Here is a 15,897-nt window from a genome sequence, read left to right as displayed (position 1 = left end):
ACTCGGTTCGCCGAGCCGGCACCCTTTGCTTTCCAGACCAGGCCGGATGCCCTCTTAGGGGGGCATCCACCCCTGGCTTTGAGAAGGGGCGGGCGATTTTGACTTGGCGACGCCCGTCTGAACGTAACTGAAATACGAGAGACAAACTTGGCACAGAACGACGAAAGGAATGAATTATGCCCACGAGCCTGAGCGGACGCAACTTCCTGAAGCTGCTGGATTTCACCCCCGATGAGATCCGCTACCTCATTCAGTTGTCGAAGCAGTTCAAGAACTTGAAATTGACGGGTACCCCCCATCGTTACCTCGAAGGTAAAAATATTGTGCTTCTGTTCGAGAAGACCTCCACGCGCACGCGCTGCTCGTTTGAGGTTGCGGGCATGGATCTGGGTATGGGTGTGACCTACCTCGATCCCGGCAGCTCGCAGATGGGCAAGAAGGAATCCATTGAGGACACCGCTCGCGTGCTCGGCCGTATGTATGACGGCATCGAGTACCGCGGCTATGCGCAGGAGATCGTGGAAGACCTCGCTGCCAACGCCGGCGTGCCGGTGTGGAACGGCCTCACCACCGAGTTCCATCCCACGCAGATGATCGCCGACATGCTCACCGTGGAAGAGAACTTCCCCATGGGCATTGAGGGCCTGAAGTTCGTCTTCATGGGCGACGCCGAGAACAACGTGGCGAACTCGCTCATGGTAGTGTGCGCCAAGCTGGGCCTGCACTTTGTGGCCTGTGGCCCGAAGGAGCGTATGCCGAAGGCCGAGCTCGTGGACGAGTGCAAGAAGGTTGCGGCCGAGACCGGCGCCACCATCACGCTCACTGAAGACGTGAAGGAAGCCTGCACGGGCGCGCATGTCATCTACACCGATATCTGGGTGTCCATGGGCGAGCCGGACGACATCTGGGCCGAGCGCATCAAGCTGCTGGAGCCCTATCGCGTGACGAAGGAGGTCATGGCTATGGCCGCTCCCGACGCCATCTTCATGCACTGCCTGCCGTCCTTCCACGATACCAAGACCACCATCGGCAAGGAAATCGCCGAGAAGTTTGGCGTCACCGAGATGGAAGTTGAGGACGACGTGTTCGAGTCCAAGCAGTCCAAGGTGTTTGACGAGGCCGAGAACCGCATGCACACCATCAAGGCGGTCATGTACGCCACGCTCTCTTAAACACCGCGACGGTACGGAAAGGAGGCCAGTACATGGCTTACCAGAAAGGCGAAGGCAAGTCTGTGGTTATTGCTCTGGGCGGCAACGCCCTCGGTGATACGCCGCAGGAACAGCTTGAGCTGGTGAAGAACACCGCGTCCCACATTGTGGACATGGTGGCCGAAGGCATCAACGTTGTGGTGTCCCACGGCAACGGCCCGCAGGTTGGCATGATTAACAACGCGTTTGACTACGCGTCGGTGCATGACGGCAAGACGCCGGCCATGCCCTTCCCGGAGTGCGGCGCCATGAGCCAGGGCTACATTGGCTACCAGTTGTCCCAGGCCATCTTGAACGAAATGAAGCGCCGCGGCATCATGCGCTCCACGGCTTGCGTCATTACGCAGACGGTGGTCTACCCGGAGGATCCGGCGTTCCAGAATCCGACGAAGCCCGTTGGCGCCTTCCTCACTGAGGAAGAGGCCATGAAGCGCGCCGAGGAAACTGGCTATACCTATAAAGAAGACTCCGGTCGCGGCTGGCGTCAGGTGGTCGCGTCCCCGAAGCCCCAGCGTATTGTGGAATTTGACGCCATCAAAGACCTCATGGACGACGGCTACATCGTGGTGTCCACGGGCGGCGGCGGTGTTCCGGTCATCGAAAAGGACGACAGCTACCATGGCGTGCCAGCCGTTATCGACAAGGACCGCTCCAGCGCCAAACTGGCGGCGGACTTCAAGGCTGACATGCTGGTTATCCTCACGGCCGTTGAAAAGGTGTGCATCAATTTCAACACGCCGGAGCAGCAGGAGCTCGATTCCATGACCGTGGCCGAGGCCCAGAAGTACATCGAGGAAGGCCAGTTCGCTCCCGGCAGCATGCTGCCGAAGGTGGAAGCCTGCATCGAATTCGTTCAGCAGCATCCCGAGGGCAAGGCGCTCATTACCTCGCTCGAGCATGCGGCTGAAGGCCTGAAGGGCAAGACGGGCACTATTATTACCGCGTAAGTGTAAGGGCGGCGGCTGCGCCATGAGGCGCGTGGTCGTCGCTCGTAAAAGGGGTATCCGCGGGCCGGGCGGTTATGCTTCCGGTCGGCCCGTATGAATTTCTCGTTCGCCATTTTATCCGCCTCGATCCTTGTAGAAGGAGGGGTCCTCATGACCGAGAAAACGAAGGAAAAAAGCAGGAAGAAGCGATCAATTTCGTCATTTACCATCCTGGTACTCATTCTTATAGCGTTGGCCATAGTCACGCTGATCATGAGTTTTGCCGGTGTGGAAGGTGTCACGGGTGCGACGATTGCCGATGTAACAACCGCGCCGGTCAAGGGTTTCACCGACGCTTTGCCGGTGTGTTTGTTCGTCTTAATTTTGGGCGGCTTTCTGGGTATTGTTACGGAAACCGGTGCGCTTGATGCGGGCATCGCGGCGCTCGTGAAGAAGCTGAAGGGCAATGAGTTAATTCTCATACCCATTTTGATGTTCATCTTCTCCATTGGTGGCACGACGTATGGCATGTGTGAGGAAACGGTCCCGTTCTACCTGCTGCTGGCAGCAACCATGGTGGCTGCTGGTTTTGACAGCATCGTGGGTGCAGCGGTTGTGCTGTTGGGCGCTGGTTGCGGCGTGCTGGGTTCCACGGTGAACCCGTTTGCGGTGGGCGCCGCAGTTGACTCGTTGTCTGGCACGGGCATCGAAATCAACCAGGGCACTATCATTTTGCTGGGTGTTATCCTGTGGATTGTGACGCTGGCTATTTCTATTGTGTTTGTCATGCGTTACGCCAAAAAGGTGAAGGCCAACAAGGGCTCCACTATTTTGTCGCTGCAGGAGCAGGAAACCATGAAGGCCGAGTTCGGCGAAGCTCATCAGGATGCCGTTGAGGCTGAGAATGAGCCGGCCAAGAAGCTTTTGACCGGTCGCCAGAAGTGGACGCTCGTGGTGTTCGCGCTCACGTTTGTGGTGATGATTGTCAGCTTCATCCCGTGGGAAGACTTTGGCATTACTATCTTTGATGCCGGCGCGGCTACTGAAGAGGTTACCACGCAAGTGTCCGGTGACGACATTGCCGCTTCGTGGGACGATGCCAAGGTGGGTGGCGAGCTGACGTTTGACGGCACCGTGACCGGTACCGTTACCACCGAAGAGCAGATCAGTCAGGGTTGGTCGGCCTTCCTGACCGGCGTTCCTATGGGTCAGTGGTACTTCGACGAAGCTTCCACCTGGTTCTTGCTCATGGCTATTGTGATTGGTTTTATTGGCGGTCTTTCTGAGAGCCGCTTTGTGAAGGCGTTTATCAACGGCGCAGCCGACATGATGAGCGTTGTGTTAATTATCGCTCTGGCGCGTTCGATTACCGTGCTAATGGGTGAGACGGGTCTGGACATGTGGATCCTCGAGAACGCGGCGAATGCGCTGGCCGGCATGTCGGCTGTCATTTTTGCACCGCTTTCGTTCTTGCTGTACGTGGTGCTGTCGTTCCTCATTCCGTCGTCGTCCGGCATGGCCACCGTGTCCATGCCAATCATGGGCCCGCTGGCGAACCACCTTGGGTTCTCCACCGACGTGATGATTATGATCTACAGCGCTGGTAACGGCCTGGTGAACCTGTTCACGCCGACGTCGGGCGCCATCATGGGCGGTCTTGCGCTGGCGAAGGTGGAGTACTCCACCTGGCTCAAGTTCGGCGGTGTGCTGTTTGTAATCTTGGGTGTGGTGTGCGCCATCATCCTGACGGCAGCGATGCTTATCATACCCGGAGCCGCCTGACGCTTCGCGATATGATGGTACTTGGTGTGCGAGTAGCATCGCTGAGATAAGCCCTCGTAAAGCCCCTGCTTCGGCGGGGGCTTTTTGGTATTGAGGGGGAGGGAAATACCTGGTGCTATGGGAAGCAGGGTGTGTGGGTGGCGTTGAGCGCGCTGCGGTCGGTGGCTGTACGGGAAAAGTCAATGGTTGATCTGGGGTTCTAGTAATAATTGAACGCATTTTATTAGACATCCGGGTGGCATAAACTGAGCTGACTATCCTGCCGAAAGACCGCTCAAACGCAGCCGAAGGGAACTTGTATGCACCGCCACGCCGCCCGCAACGCTTTCTCACTCATCCTCGCATTCCTGCTGGTAATCACCTGCAATAACGCCATCCTCCAGCCGCTCGCGGCATACGGCGCTGGGGGGGGGGGCAGCTATTTCAATGCTTCCAAGCACAGAAGAAGGGGAAGGTGGGACGGAAGGGGCGCCTTCGCCCGATGTGGCTCCCGCTGACGATATGCCGGAAAGCGGTACCAGCGATGTGACCGAAGAAGGTACGGGGCCTCAGGGTTCGCACGAGGGGGAAGTTTCTCCTGAGCCCCCGTTATCGGAAAAGTCTGACGACCTCTTCGCTTCTGAGGAAGGAGCGCCCCTTGTTGAGCCGAATGAAAACAATCTGAATGAAGGCGAGGCGCAAGAGGCTGAGGTAGAGACGTCTGAACTTCCGTTCGACTTGGAGTCGGGGACGAACAGTGATCCGGACAAAACGCATGACCTCGACCAACTTCTTTTGGGCGTTGCTGCGTTTTCCTACCAAGACGTGCACGGTGTGTCCCACGACATATCAAACACGGGAACGGACGAGGCCCAGGTTTTTGATTTCTCCACCGTGCCGTTTGCCTCTATTGATAACCTGTATATGGAGGTTATTTTCAAAATTCTTGTCGATGATGAATCGCCGGACCTTACGCGAGAAATCAAGGCGGGTGACTACTATCGCTATGCGCTGCCGAGCATCTTTATAGTCGACGAAAACAAAGCGCCGCAAACCATTTATTCACCCCTTGGGTTGGCAATTGCAACGTACACCATTGAAAAGGATGACCAGGGAAAAGCGTTCTTCAAGGTGGTTTTCACCGATACGGTGAACCTTGACAAGGGCTACGTATCCATCTTTGGTGGGGTAGGTGCCACGTTCAAGCTGGATAAAGACCAACTCAAGGATACCGACACCACCCAGGTGCCGTGGCTTCTCCAAAATGGGGGTACAACCTATACGTTTAAGGTGCCTCCTACCTCACCAAAACTTGAGGGGATGGAAAAGCACGGCACATACAACAAGGACGACAATAGCATTACGTGGACTATCACAGTAGGAAGCGAGCCCGCATCTGCGGGCCTCGCTCTTAAAGGTATTACCGTCACAGACACCTTCGAAGAGAATGAACTAGCAGTCACAAGCGTGACCGGGCCCGATGGCGCGGAACTTGTTAAGCCCGCCGACGTGCACGGAGGCACCTTCTCCTATACCTTCCCCGACGATTCGACTGCGGTGGCGCCATATGACATCACGGTGAAAACCAAGGTGAATGAGGCGGTGCTGAACGCTACTGCGAAGAGTGAACAGCAGGTGGCAAACAGCGTGAAGATGGAATCACCTCAGAATTCTGAAGTTGTGGTGCCGCCTGAACAGGGAGCGGAAGCGAGTGTGACGGTACCACAGTTCGGTATTTCCAAGTCGGGGCAACCGCTGAACAGCAGCATTATCTCTTGGGATATCATTATCAATAAGGGCGGCGTTGGCGCGGCCCAAAACGTCGTGGTATTTGATCGGCTTGACGCACGTGCCACCTATCGGAATGGAACGCTGAAAGTTAATGATGTTCCTCTTGATAAGGTGTATGACACAACTCCCAATCCTGCGCCCAGTGGCACCTACGCCGTGAAAACTATCGAAACCCCAGATAATACGACGTTGTTGGAAATCCACTTCGACGGAGTGGTGAGCACCGAGCAACGTATCACGTTTGAGACGGACATCGCCGTTGATGGTGACAGCGATAAAAAGGTGGATATCACCTTCCCCAACCAGGCGTGGATGGCGTATGACTGGCCGACGGGCGGGCCCGGCCCGGGAGAAAACGATACCAAGTTCGATATCAGTACAAACTTCAACGTTGCCTACTTGGACAAGGACACACCCACGTATGATGAGCATACCGGCGTCATTGACTGGATCATCAAGCCTTCCACCCGCTCGGAGGACTATACGCAGGGCGTGATCACCGATGTGGTGGGACTTCAGGAAGATGGCACCTTCGACCAGGATCTTCTGCTGGATTCGGTTAAGGTTACGCACAAGGGAACATCTCTCACGAAGGACGAGTTGGTTACTGTTTTCTCCTTCGACCCAGACACCCACGCGATGAGGTTTACCTTCAAACGGGCGCAGTATGAACTCAACGACATCGAGATAGCCTATCAAAGCCAGGCGCTCAATTTCCAGCGCGAGAACGACAAAGATCACACTTATAGGAACACGGCGAATCTCGCGGTAACGGCTCCCGGACACACCTATGAGGCCGCGGATAGCGCCGAACGCACGTTCAAAAACGCCTTCCTCACCAAGACGAGCAACTACACCGTGGTTGATATGAAGGGCGAATCGACCGGGTACTTACATTATTACATCACGGTGAATGGTAACCAGATGCCCAACACAGAGTTAACCATGGCTGATGACTTGAAGGCGATTACAGCGCATGTTGTCGATTCATCTGGAGCTGAAAAGACAACGATTGATGCCTCGAAGTGGACTTTCGTCAACGGAGATGCAACCAATTCACAGGTTCCGTCTGTGAAGGTGACAAAGAAACAAGGCGACGCAAAGAGCGATGTCACGAGTGAATTTAAGACGGCTATTGACCAGTGGGTCGCCAACAAGGTCGTTGATTTCAGCGTAACGGGTGCGGCTGAGGCGTCGGCATGCTATATCATCGACCTTCCCCTCACGCTCGACAAGGCGGTTTTGCAAGCGCTCTATCAGAATGAATGGCTTGTTGACGGGTTCCGGATCTTGGTGAAAAACACTGTCATGGCCGACTCTGATGGCTACCTAGCCGACGGTGGGGCAGTGGCTGAGTGCATTGGCACGCAGGATACCCCCGACATTTCTGAACAATTCGCCGCAAAGTCGGTTGACGGTTCACGTCAAAAGGACGGGATTCTTGACTACCGCATCGCCCTCAACCCCAACGGCCTGCAGCTGACGAATGCTGTGGCCACGGACGAATTCGACGAGGCGCTTGAGATCGACCTTTCCACGGTGCAGCTGTACTATGCCGAACACGAGGGTGCTTTCATCAAGGACGGACATGGTGCCGCTGTTACAGCGGGGTGGAGCAAGGAGCTTGTCTATGATGCCACCAAAGACAAGGTTGTCCTTAAGGTGAAGTTGCCCGATGGTGCCGCGTCCTATGTGTTGGAATATCAGGCGAAGATAGTCGGCCCTGCCTCTGGCGGTAAGGTTACCAATACGGTAAGTGTTGTCATGGGTGACACGCCGTTGGGCGATGATACTATTTCTGCTGATGTCGATGCCAGTTCGTGGGGGTGGCTCACGCAAAAGGCCATTTACAAGCTGGTAAAGGTGGATGCCTTCAGCGGAGAAACGGCACCGCTGTCGGGCGTGCGCTTCTTCCTGTCAAAAGAGGACGATCAAACGACCATCCTTAAAACGGCGGTGTCGAACAAGAATGGTCTTGTATCGTTCTACGGCCTAGAGCCGAATACCGCCTATCACTATAAAGAAGATGTGGCCTCGGTGGGTGAAACGAAGTACCACACGACGGAGGGGTCGTTCACAACCGGAGCGAAGGGCACCACCATCATTCAGGGCCAGGACAAGGCGGTGAAGAACGCGCGCACGACGAGTAACGTGCCTGTTCAATTGAAGAAGACCTATGGCGAAATAAAAGGGCTTACATATCAGGGCGCTCGCCAGTCTACCTTTACACTCTCTTTGTATCCCAACGGGTTTGGGACGAATCCGAAGGTTCCGCTTGCGTTCACCAAGAATGCGGAAGGCAGCTATACCTATAACGCCTCGGGGCCAGTGACAGAGTTGCATGAAGCTGCTTCGGGCGATCTTACGATCAGCGGCTTGCCGTGGGGTGAGTATGGCCTTGAGGAAACGGCGACATCTGAGGGGTATACGCGCTACGAGGGTGCGAAGTACTTCAGTGTAGTTGCTCCTGGGCAGGTGGGGGAGCCGTGGAAAGTGAATTATGAGCCAATGGGCACCGCGCACGATGTAACCCCGGCTATCACGAACGCTCCCACCAAACTTACGGTAAAGAAAACCACGACCGCCCCCAGCCTTGAGGGTGTTGAGTTGAGCATCTATAAAGCAAACGCCGACGGCTCCCAGAGCGCCGAGAAAGCTAAGAACGCGTTTGATGGTGCCGAATTGAGTACGCGTATTGACGAAGCAAATCAAGTCTTCACCTGGAAACTCGATGGCATCCCGGCGGGGATGTATTGGCTTGTGGAAGATACCGGCCCAATCGACGCTACCTTGAGCAAGTTTGATCCCGTGAAGTTCACGGTGGATGCGTTTGGTAAGGTGTCAAAGGATGAGGGCATCGGCTCCGTCGAGGGTACTACCCTCACGGTGCAAGACAACCCCGCGCACGTGACGGTGAAGAAGCTCGACCAGTGGGGCGAAGGTGTTGCAAACGCTACGGTCAAGCTGCAGAAGTCTGATGGCGGTGGCGGATGGATGGACGTTTCTCAGGGAGAGTGGACTACCGCCACGGTAGATGAGGCCAAGGAGGGGCATACCTTTGCGGGGCTCGACCGCGGAGCGAAGTACCGCCTCATTGAAACTGTTGTTCCGATTGGCTACAAGACCGCGAACCACGAAGCTAGCCAGGTCATCGAGTTCACCATCAACGAGTACGGCAAGGCGACGCTGGTTGACCTGCATAATGGCTTAGCGCTTGAGGGTGATGCAGATAAAGGCGCCTTCCAAAATGTGGTTTTGGGCAACTCCTTCATTCTGCGCAACGAGCGTATTGTGGGTCATGCTGAGTTCTTCAAACAGGATTCAGAAAGCGGAAAGGCGCTGTCTGGTGCATCGTTTGACCTGTATCTCCAAGGTTCCGATGAGCCGGTGAATGCGGGTGGCCACTTCGTCTCAGGTGATGACGGCAAGGTGACTACCATTGGCTCTCAGCGTACGTTCAGTCGCACTATCGGCAATGCTAAGCAGGGTGATCAGATTCGCTGTGGCCTTCCTGCTGGCACGTACTATTTCAAGGAGGTAGCCACACGTAGCGACTTCTTGTTCGAAGGGGTTATGACGGAGCCGTTTACCATTCCCGAGAGCGGTGGGTATACCTGGCCTAGTTTGTCGGTGGTGGCGGTGCAATCGACCTCGGGTGATGCATTCCTTACCAACACACCGCTCAACGCCCAGGCGCACTTGGTGAAACAGGATAAAAATTCAACGGCGCTGATGGGTGCGACGTTTGAACTGCGTCCTGTTGTTGGCGGGGTGGAGCAAGCCGCTATCGATACGCGTACGACGGCGGCTGCGGGCACGCCGTTTGAGGGCGAAGATTCTAACCACAACCCGCATTCCGCTACGGCAACACAAGCTGGCGAGCTGTGGTTCCCCAACGTCCCCGCAGGAACGTATCACGTAGTGGAAACCATACCTGCGCCGGGCTATCAAGTGGACGGCACACATTATGAGTTCACTGTTGATCAAACTACACGCAATCAAACGATTGCGCTCAACGACGGAGAGCCGATACTCAACGAGTTGACCGAGCTTTCGTTCACAAAGACGGAACTCTTCAATGAATCCTGTTCGGACGATCCCAAGGCGGAACGGCCACTCGCAGGTGTCGAGTTCAGGGTGTATACCGATGAGTCGTGCCTTAATCCTGCACACCTTGCGGATGGATCGGAGGCTGTGACAACAAGTGCATCAGACGGAAGCGTGACCTTCCGCGGTCTTGAGGGCGGGAACACCTACTACGTGAAGGAAACCGTGACACCAGCGGGGCATGTACCGTCAGAGGTGCATAAAGCCGTGTTCGCGCCGAACGGCACGTTGTCAAGTTTCGCGCCTATTGGGTCATCTGGTGTCGTGAAAACTATTGTGAACGATGTCATACGCACCGATATCAGCATAAAGAAGGTGTCGGAGCTTGATCCCAACCAGGTGCTGCCGGGGTCGACGTATGGCCTGTATAAGTCCGTGGCGAAAGCAGGACCTCACCCACAGGGTGCTTCTTTGTCGGCGCAGGAACGCGCCGCTCTTCAACTTATCGCGGAGGCAACCACCGACCAAAACGGCATACTCACCTTCAAGGGCGTGCTCATGAATCAGGAGTACGTCATTCAGGAACGTGTGGCGCCCGATGGCAGCCTTGTGTCGAAGAACCCCATCAAAATTTCGTTTAAGGTGGGCGCTGGCGGTGCGCCAGAGCTCAAGAGCTTTGATGATGGCTCTGGCACGGCACAAATTGTGAACGGTGATATCGTGTGGAGGGAACCCCAAGTAGTGGTGGAGTTTCGGAAGGTCGATTCCGCAGGGAGGCCCCTCGCTGGTGCCAAGCTGCAGGTGGTTGACGAGAGTGACACGGTAGTGGAGGGCCCCTGGGTGTCAAGCGACACGGCGCATGTGGTAACGGGGAAGTTCGTTGCGGGTAAGGAATATCGCCTGGTAGAACTTGAAACTCCTGAAGGCTATGCGCTTGCTACTGACGTGAAGTTTATGGTAAGTGATACACCGGCGGCTTTTGGTGAGAACCGCGTCACCAAGGTTTCGATGACGGACAGGTCGCTCACGCCTCCGCCTAGCCCCGGCGGCCCGGATACCCCCGATCCCGATGATCCCGATAACCCGGACAATCCCGATAATCCCAGCGATCCGAGTGATCCTGACAACCCGGACAATCCTGACAATCCTGATCAGCCAAATACTCCTGGTGATCCGGACAAGCCTGAGAACCCAGAGAGCCCGGACAAGCCTGAGAACCCCGGTGGCCCGAGTACGCCGGGTACACCCACGCCTCCCGCTCGTCCTGATTCCTCTACGCCCGGTCAGCCGCCGCTTTTGGTGGGAACGGGGGACGCGCCCTGGGGTTTGCCTATTGCCGTTCTTGCCCTTGCGGCTGCGGCAACAGCCCTTGTTGCCTTCCGCCGCTTACGCCACCGATAGCGACAACCGTTCCTTCATAGGTTGACCGTAGGGCAAGGGTTCTACCCTTGCCGCTCGGCAAAAACAAACCTGCCAGGTCAAACGTAGTTGAAGGCAAGGGCAGAGCCCTTGTCCTACGGCAAACCTGGCAGGTGAAGGAAGCTTATAGACTCTTCTTCATCCAGATGTGTTCTACATGTTCGTCCAGTTCAATAGGGCCGTATTGCGTGTAGCCGGTGCGCTCGTAGAAGGGGGTTACGCGGCATTGGGCGTGGAGGTGCATCTCGGTGGCGCCCGCCTCGCGCGCCAGTCGTTCGGACTCGGCCAGCAGTGCCGCTCCCAGTCCCGCGCCGCGCTGCTCAGGCAGCACGGCCAGCCGGCCAAAAATCCAACGCCCAGGTTCTTCCGGTCGCTCGAAGTCGGGAAACGTCCGTGCGCAGCCAGCCAGCGCACCGTCGAGGTACGCGGTTACGTGTATCGTGCGCGCGTCCTCGTCAATGTCGTCAAACTCGTTTTCGAAGCCCTGCTCTTCCATAAACACACGCGTGCGCACGTGGCGTGCGTCGTCAAAGTTGCTCTGCGTAAACCGGATTTCCATAAAGCGCTTCTCCCTTCGTTTTGCGCGCTTACGATACCACAGAGGGCCCGTCGCCCGCTCAAGGAAACGGAGCTTGTGCAAGGTCGTGTGGATGTTTTCTGCATAAGGCTATCTGAGGGCGGTGGCCTGGGTAGCAGGTAGGGACGCGCCGCTAAAAAGATGGTAGAATTGTCCGGATTGCGTAGACGACAGAGCCGCCTGGCCACGGCGGCTGGTTTCCCGAAGGAAGATGGAAAAACATGCAGATTCGCGAAGAACTCGAACAGCTTATTAACGACGCCGTCGCTCAGGCGATGGCGGACGGCTCGCTTGCGCTTGACGAAGCCCCCGAGGCGGCTCTCGAGCGTCCGCGCGACGAGGCCAACGGTGACTGGGCATCCACCGTTGCCATGCGTTCGGCGAAGCTTGCCAAGAAGAATCCGCGCGAGATTGCCCAAATCATCGTGGATCATCTGCCCGAGAACAACCTCGTTCAGACGGCTGAGATCGCCGGCCCTGGCTTCATTAACATCCGCCTGAACCCGGCGGCGCTGCAAAGCGTTGTTGCCACCGTGCGCACCGAGAAGGACGACTTCGGCCGCGGCACCATCCCCGAGGGCCAGCGCAAGATTAACCTGGAATACATCTCCGCGAACCCCACGGGCCCCATGCACGTGGGCCACGGCCGTTGGGCCGCGCTCGGCGATGCCACGGCGCGCGTCATGCGCCACGCCGGCTACGACGTGTTCGAAGAGTTCTACATCAACGACGCCGGGACGCAGATGGACAACTTCGGCGAGTCGGTGGCCGTTCGCTACCAGCAGCTGCTCGGCCGCGACGTGGAAATGCCTGAGGCGTGCTACGCCGGCGCGTACGTGAAGGACATCGCGCAGGCCATCATCGACGAGGATGGCGATAAGTGGCTTGATGCCGACCCCAAGGAGCGCATGGAGAACTTCCGCGAGCGCGCCTACGCCTATGAGCTGGCCGAACAGCATCGCGTAACCGAGCGCTTCGGCACCACGTTCGAGTGCTGGTTCAGCGAGCGCAGCCTGTACGTGCCCGACGAGACGGGCAAGAGCGCGGTTGACCGCAGCCTCGAAGCCATGGACAAAAAGGGCTACATCTACGTCAAGGACGGCGCCACCTGGTTCAAGTCGAGCGCGTTTGACGACGAGAAGGACCGCGTGCTCATCAAGGCCAACGGCGAGATGACCTACTTCATGAGCGACGTGGCCTACCACTACAACAAGATGGAGCGCGGCTTCGACCACCTCATCAACATCTGGGGCGCCGACCACCACGGCTACATCGCCCGCTGCGAGGCCATGCTGGCCGCATGGGGCTGGCCCGGTGCGCTGGAAATCATGCTTGGCCAGCTGGTGAACCTGTTCCGCGACGGCGAGGCCGTGCGTATGTCGAAGCGCACCGGTGAGATGATCACGTTTGAGGAACTCATCGACGAGGTGGGCGTGGACGCCACGCGCTACCTCATGCTGGCGAAGTCCTCCGACCAGCCCATCGACTTCGACATTGAGGTGGCGAAGAAGAAGGACGCCTCGAACCCGGTGTACTACGTGCAGTACGCGCACGCCCGCATTTGCTCCATCCTGCGCAAGGCTGCCAATCCGGCCGACGCCGAGGCTGCCGAGAACGGCACGCTTTCCATGGATGAGCTGGCAGCGAAGGTGATTCCGGCCAACGTGGATCTGTCCCCGCTTACGCACGAGAGCGAACTGGCCCTCATGCGCAAGATGGACGACTTTGGCCCGCTCGTGGCGCAAGCCGCGCGCGACCGCGCCGCGTTCCGCCTGACGCACTACGCGCAGGACCTCGCGAGCCTGTTCCACTCCTTCTACACGAACTGCCATGTTATTGGCGAGGAAGAGTCCGTGAAGAACGCGCGTCTGGCCCTGGTGGACGCCGCTCGCATCGTGCTGGCCACCACGCTGAACCTGCTAGGTGTGAGCGCGCCCGCAAAAATGTAGTTACCGGTTTCGAAGAATTTCAGGTTCCGCCGGTTTCACGACTGGCGGAACTTTTTTATACGTTGTCCTCCAAGTCTACCTGCATGAGGTAGACGTTTTCGCGGAGGCGTTTGGCGGAGGAGCGGCAGAGGTCGCCTTCCTCGTAGCGGGTTTGGATGAACTCCAGTTCAAGGCGCAGGCCCTGGCGTACGATATCGACAGTTTTGTCGGCGGTGCGCGTAAGTGCGGTGATGGAGGGGTTCTGGTTTCGCATGAGCGTTATCGTGCGCTGGTATTCCATGATGAGCGCGCTTACATCTTCGGCCGGCTCGTCGCACTCGGGAGAGGTGAGCATGGCTTGTAGCTTGCCTACCAGGTATTCTGCCGCTTGCAGCTGCAAGGCGCGGATGGCCTGGGTGCGCTCGGTGGGGCTTACTCCCGGCAGGTCGCTCAGCAGGCGGTGCCACCCTGCACGTACGAGGGCGCGCAGGCGCAGGTACGCGTTTTGTATCGTCCAGCGCCCGGCGTGATGCTTCAGTAGATCTTCCACGCGCGAGAGGCGGCTCAAGTACTGATAGCCCACAATGGGGTAGATTTCCTCTTTTTCGATTAAGTCCAGCACGTAGGCTTGTTCCCAGGCGAGCGCGCGCAGACGCAGTGCCGTGTTGGGTTCGTCGTCCAGGTCGTTGCTGTCCTTAATGCGTGCGATACGCTCGTTGTACGAGTGGATGACCGTTTGTGTGGCTACGCGCGTCTCAGCGGTTTGGCGCGCGGCCAGCTCTTCGATGACGGCGCGCAAAATCTCAAGATTCACCTGCGTTTCATCGCAGCGTAGTTCCTCGTCAGTTGCGGGTTTTTTTGGTGCCAATAGAGGTACGACAAACGTGGCCAACAGCAGCGTGACCACGATAACACCGCAGGCCAAGAAAATGATAAGTTCGCGCTGGGGGAATGATGCCACCACATCGCCCACCATTTGCTCATTCGTCGCAATGTAGAGGGGAATGGTGAGCACCACGGCCAGCGTGATGGTGCCCTTCGGCCCGCCCAGCGTCATGACCAGTGCCGAGCGCACGTCGGTGTGCCAACTGGGACGCTCAGCGGCCGGCCGGCGACGTGCACGAATGCGCTCCATACTGAAAATCCACCCGAAGCGCACGACTACATAGATGAGTGTGATCAGCAGTACGTACCCGATGAGTACCGCGTTGTGAATGCTCACGTCGTCCCAGGTGCTCTGCATGGCTTTCGGCAACTGTGTCCCCAGCAGCACAAACACCACGCCATTGAGCGCAAAGGCCAGCACGCGCCACACGCTTGATGAAACAATGTTCATGCGGGATATGGAAGGCCCAATGGCGCGCGGCGAAATGATATTCACGAGCCCCGCTGCCACCACGGCCAAGATGCCGCTCGTGCCCAGCGCGTCAGCTACCAGAAATACAATGAACGGCGTGAACACCTCAAACAGCACGTGAAACGTCGTGTTCTCCAAGCCCCAGGAGCGCACGCGCTGCACGAACGCTTTACCGACCCAGCTTAGAAGAAGTCCTACGAGGATGCCGCCAAAGAAGCTCACGGCAAAATCGGCCGCAGCGTCTGCGAGCGAAAACGCCGTGCCTGCCGCGGCGGCAATGGCGAACTGGAAGATCACGATGCCGGATGCGTCGTTGATGAGCGATTCGCCTTCGAGGATGCTCTTGTTGCGTGCGCCAATGTCGGTGTCGCGCGAAAGCGACGCCACGGCTACCGCATCGGTGGGACCGAGTGCGGCACCAAGTGCGATGGCGGCGGCCAATTCGATAGAGGGTTCCAGCTTGTTCACCACCACGCCAATGATGAGTGCCGTCACAATCACCAGTCCAATAGCCAGCGATACCACCGGCCAGCGGTTCTTCCAGAGCGCGCCCTTGTCGACGTTTTTTGCCTCATCAAACAGAAGTGGCGCGATGAACAGGACCAAGAACAGTTCGGGGTCAAGGGTGATGTTGATTTGTGCGGGTGCGAGCAACGCAATAAGCAGGCCCAGACCAATTTGGATGAGGGGGGAGGAAATTTTCGGCACCAACTGGTCGATGACGGAAGACACCAAAACGGCTGCCAGTAAAAGAAGAGCAAGCACAAGTGCTTCCATAGGGTTCTACCTCCTGCCTTAAGGCTTGGGCGATGCGGGGGAGGCCTGCGTACAACGCGGACATTGCTATTGTACTTGACAAGCCCTCTTTAAGAGGCTTCGA

7 protein-coding genes are annotated in these 15,897 nt (G+C 57.3%); 5 read left to right on the top strand and 2 right to left on the bottom strand.

Annotated elements, in window-relative coordinates; translation table 11 throughout:
• The first annotated feature begins 176 nt into the window (after positions 1-176).
• The 4 genes from argF (at position 177) to QNJ86_RS01925 (ending at position 11,137) form a co-directional block, all read left to right on the top strand.
• Positions 177-1,172, top strand: a complete 996-nt coding sequence (gene argF / locus QNJ86_RS01940) for an ornithine carbamoyltransferase (RefSeq protein ID WP_283830885.1) — start codon at positions 177-179, stop codon at positions 1,170-1,172.
• 32 nt (positions 1,173-1,204) lie between these two features.
• The gene (arcC, locus tag QNJ86_RS01935; protein ID WP_283830884.1) at positions 1,205-2,158 is read left to right on the top strand and encodes a carbamate kinase; all 954 of its coding nucleotides are present in this window, start codon (positions 1,205-1,207) and stop codon (positions 2,156-2,158) included.
• A 150-nt stretch (positions 2,159-2,308) separates the two neighbouring features.
• Complete coding sequence (locus QNJ86_RS01930; protein ID WP_283830883.1) at positions 2,309-3,919, top strand: YfcC family protein; 1,611 nt, start codon at positions 2,309-2,311, stop codon at positions 3,917-3,919.
• 483 nt (positions 3,920-4,402) lie between these two features.
• The gene (locus QNJ86_RS01925; protein WP_283830882.1) at positions 4,403-11,137 is read left to right on the top strand and encodes a SpaA isopeptide-forming pilin-related protein; all 6,735 of its coding nucleotides are present in this window, start codon (positions 4,403-4,405) and stop codon (positions 11,135-11,137) included.
• Between the two features lie 142 nt (positions 11,138-11,279).
• Here the strand turns inward: QNJ86_RS01925 and QNJ86_RS01920 are convergent, their stop codons facing one another.
• Entirely contained in the window at positions 11,280-11,714 is a 435-nt protein-coding gene (locus tag QNJ86_RS01920; protein ID WP_283830881.1) for a GNAT family N-acetyltransferase, read from the bottom strand.
• A gap of 239 nt (positions 11,715-11,953) precedes the next feature.
• Here QNJ86_RS01920 and argS point away from each other — a divergent pair, with 239 nt between their 5' ends.
• The gene (gene argS, locus QNJ86_RS01915; RefSeq protein WP_283830880.1) at positions 11,954-13,681 is read left to right on the top strand and encodes an arginine--tRNA ligase; all 1,728 of its coding nucleotides are present in this window, start codon (positions 11,954-11,956) and stop codon (positions 13,679-13,681) included.
• A 55-nt stretch (positions 13,682-13,736) separates the two neighbouring features.
• Here argS and QNJ86_RS01910 read toward each other — a convergent pair whose 3' ends face one another.
• On the bottom strand, positions 13,737-15,794 hold the full coding sequence (locus tag QNJ86_RS01910; protein ID WP_283830879.1) for a cation:proton antiporter: 2,058 nt from the start codon (positions 15,792-15,794) through the stop codon (positions 13,737-13,739).
• Positions 15,795-15,897: the final 103 nt, after the last annotated feature.

It is taken from the genome of Gordonibacter faecis (assembly GCF_030077735.1).
Taxonomy (GTDB): domain Bacteria; phylum Actinomycetota; class Coriobacteriia; order Coriobacteriales; family Eggerthellaceae; genus Gordonibacter; species Gordonibacter faecis.
The sequence above is the reverse complement of the archived record's forward strand: the minus strand, read 5'-3'. Positions and strand labels throughout refer to the sequence as shown.

Excerpts from the sequence above, each read along its gene's own strand:
- QNJ86_RS01910 (WP_283830879.1), bottom strand. The coding sequence starts at position 15,794 with ATGGAAGCACTTGTGCTTGCTCTTCTTTTACTGGCAGCCGTTTTGGTG.
- arcC (WP_283830884.1), top strand. The coding sequence starts at position 1,205 with ATGGCTTACCAGAAAGGCGAAGGCAAGTCTGTGGTTATTGCTCTGGGC.
- argS (WP_283830880.1), top strand. The coding sequence starts at position 11,954 with ATGCAGATTCGCGAAGAACTCGAACAGCTTATTAACGACGCCGTCGCT.
- QNJ86_RS01930 (WP_283830883.1), top strand. The coding sequence starts at position 2,309 with ATGACCGAGAAAACGAAGGAAAAAAGCAGGAAGAAGCGATCAATTTCG.
- argF (WP_283830885.1), top strand. The coding sequence starts at position 177 with ATGCCCACGAGCCTGAGCGGACGCAACTTCCTGAAGCTGCTGGATTTC.
- QNJ86_RS01920 (WP_283830881.1), bottom strand. The coding sequence starts at position 11,714 with ATGGAAATCCGGTTTACGCAGAGCAACTTTGACGACGCACGCCACGTG.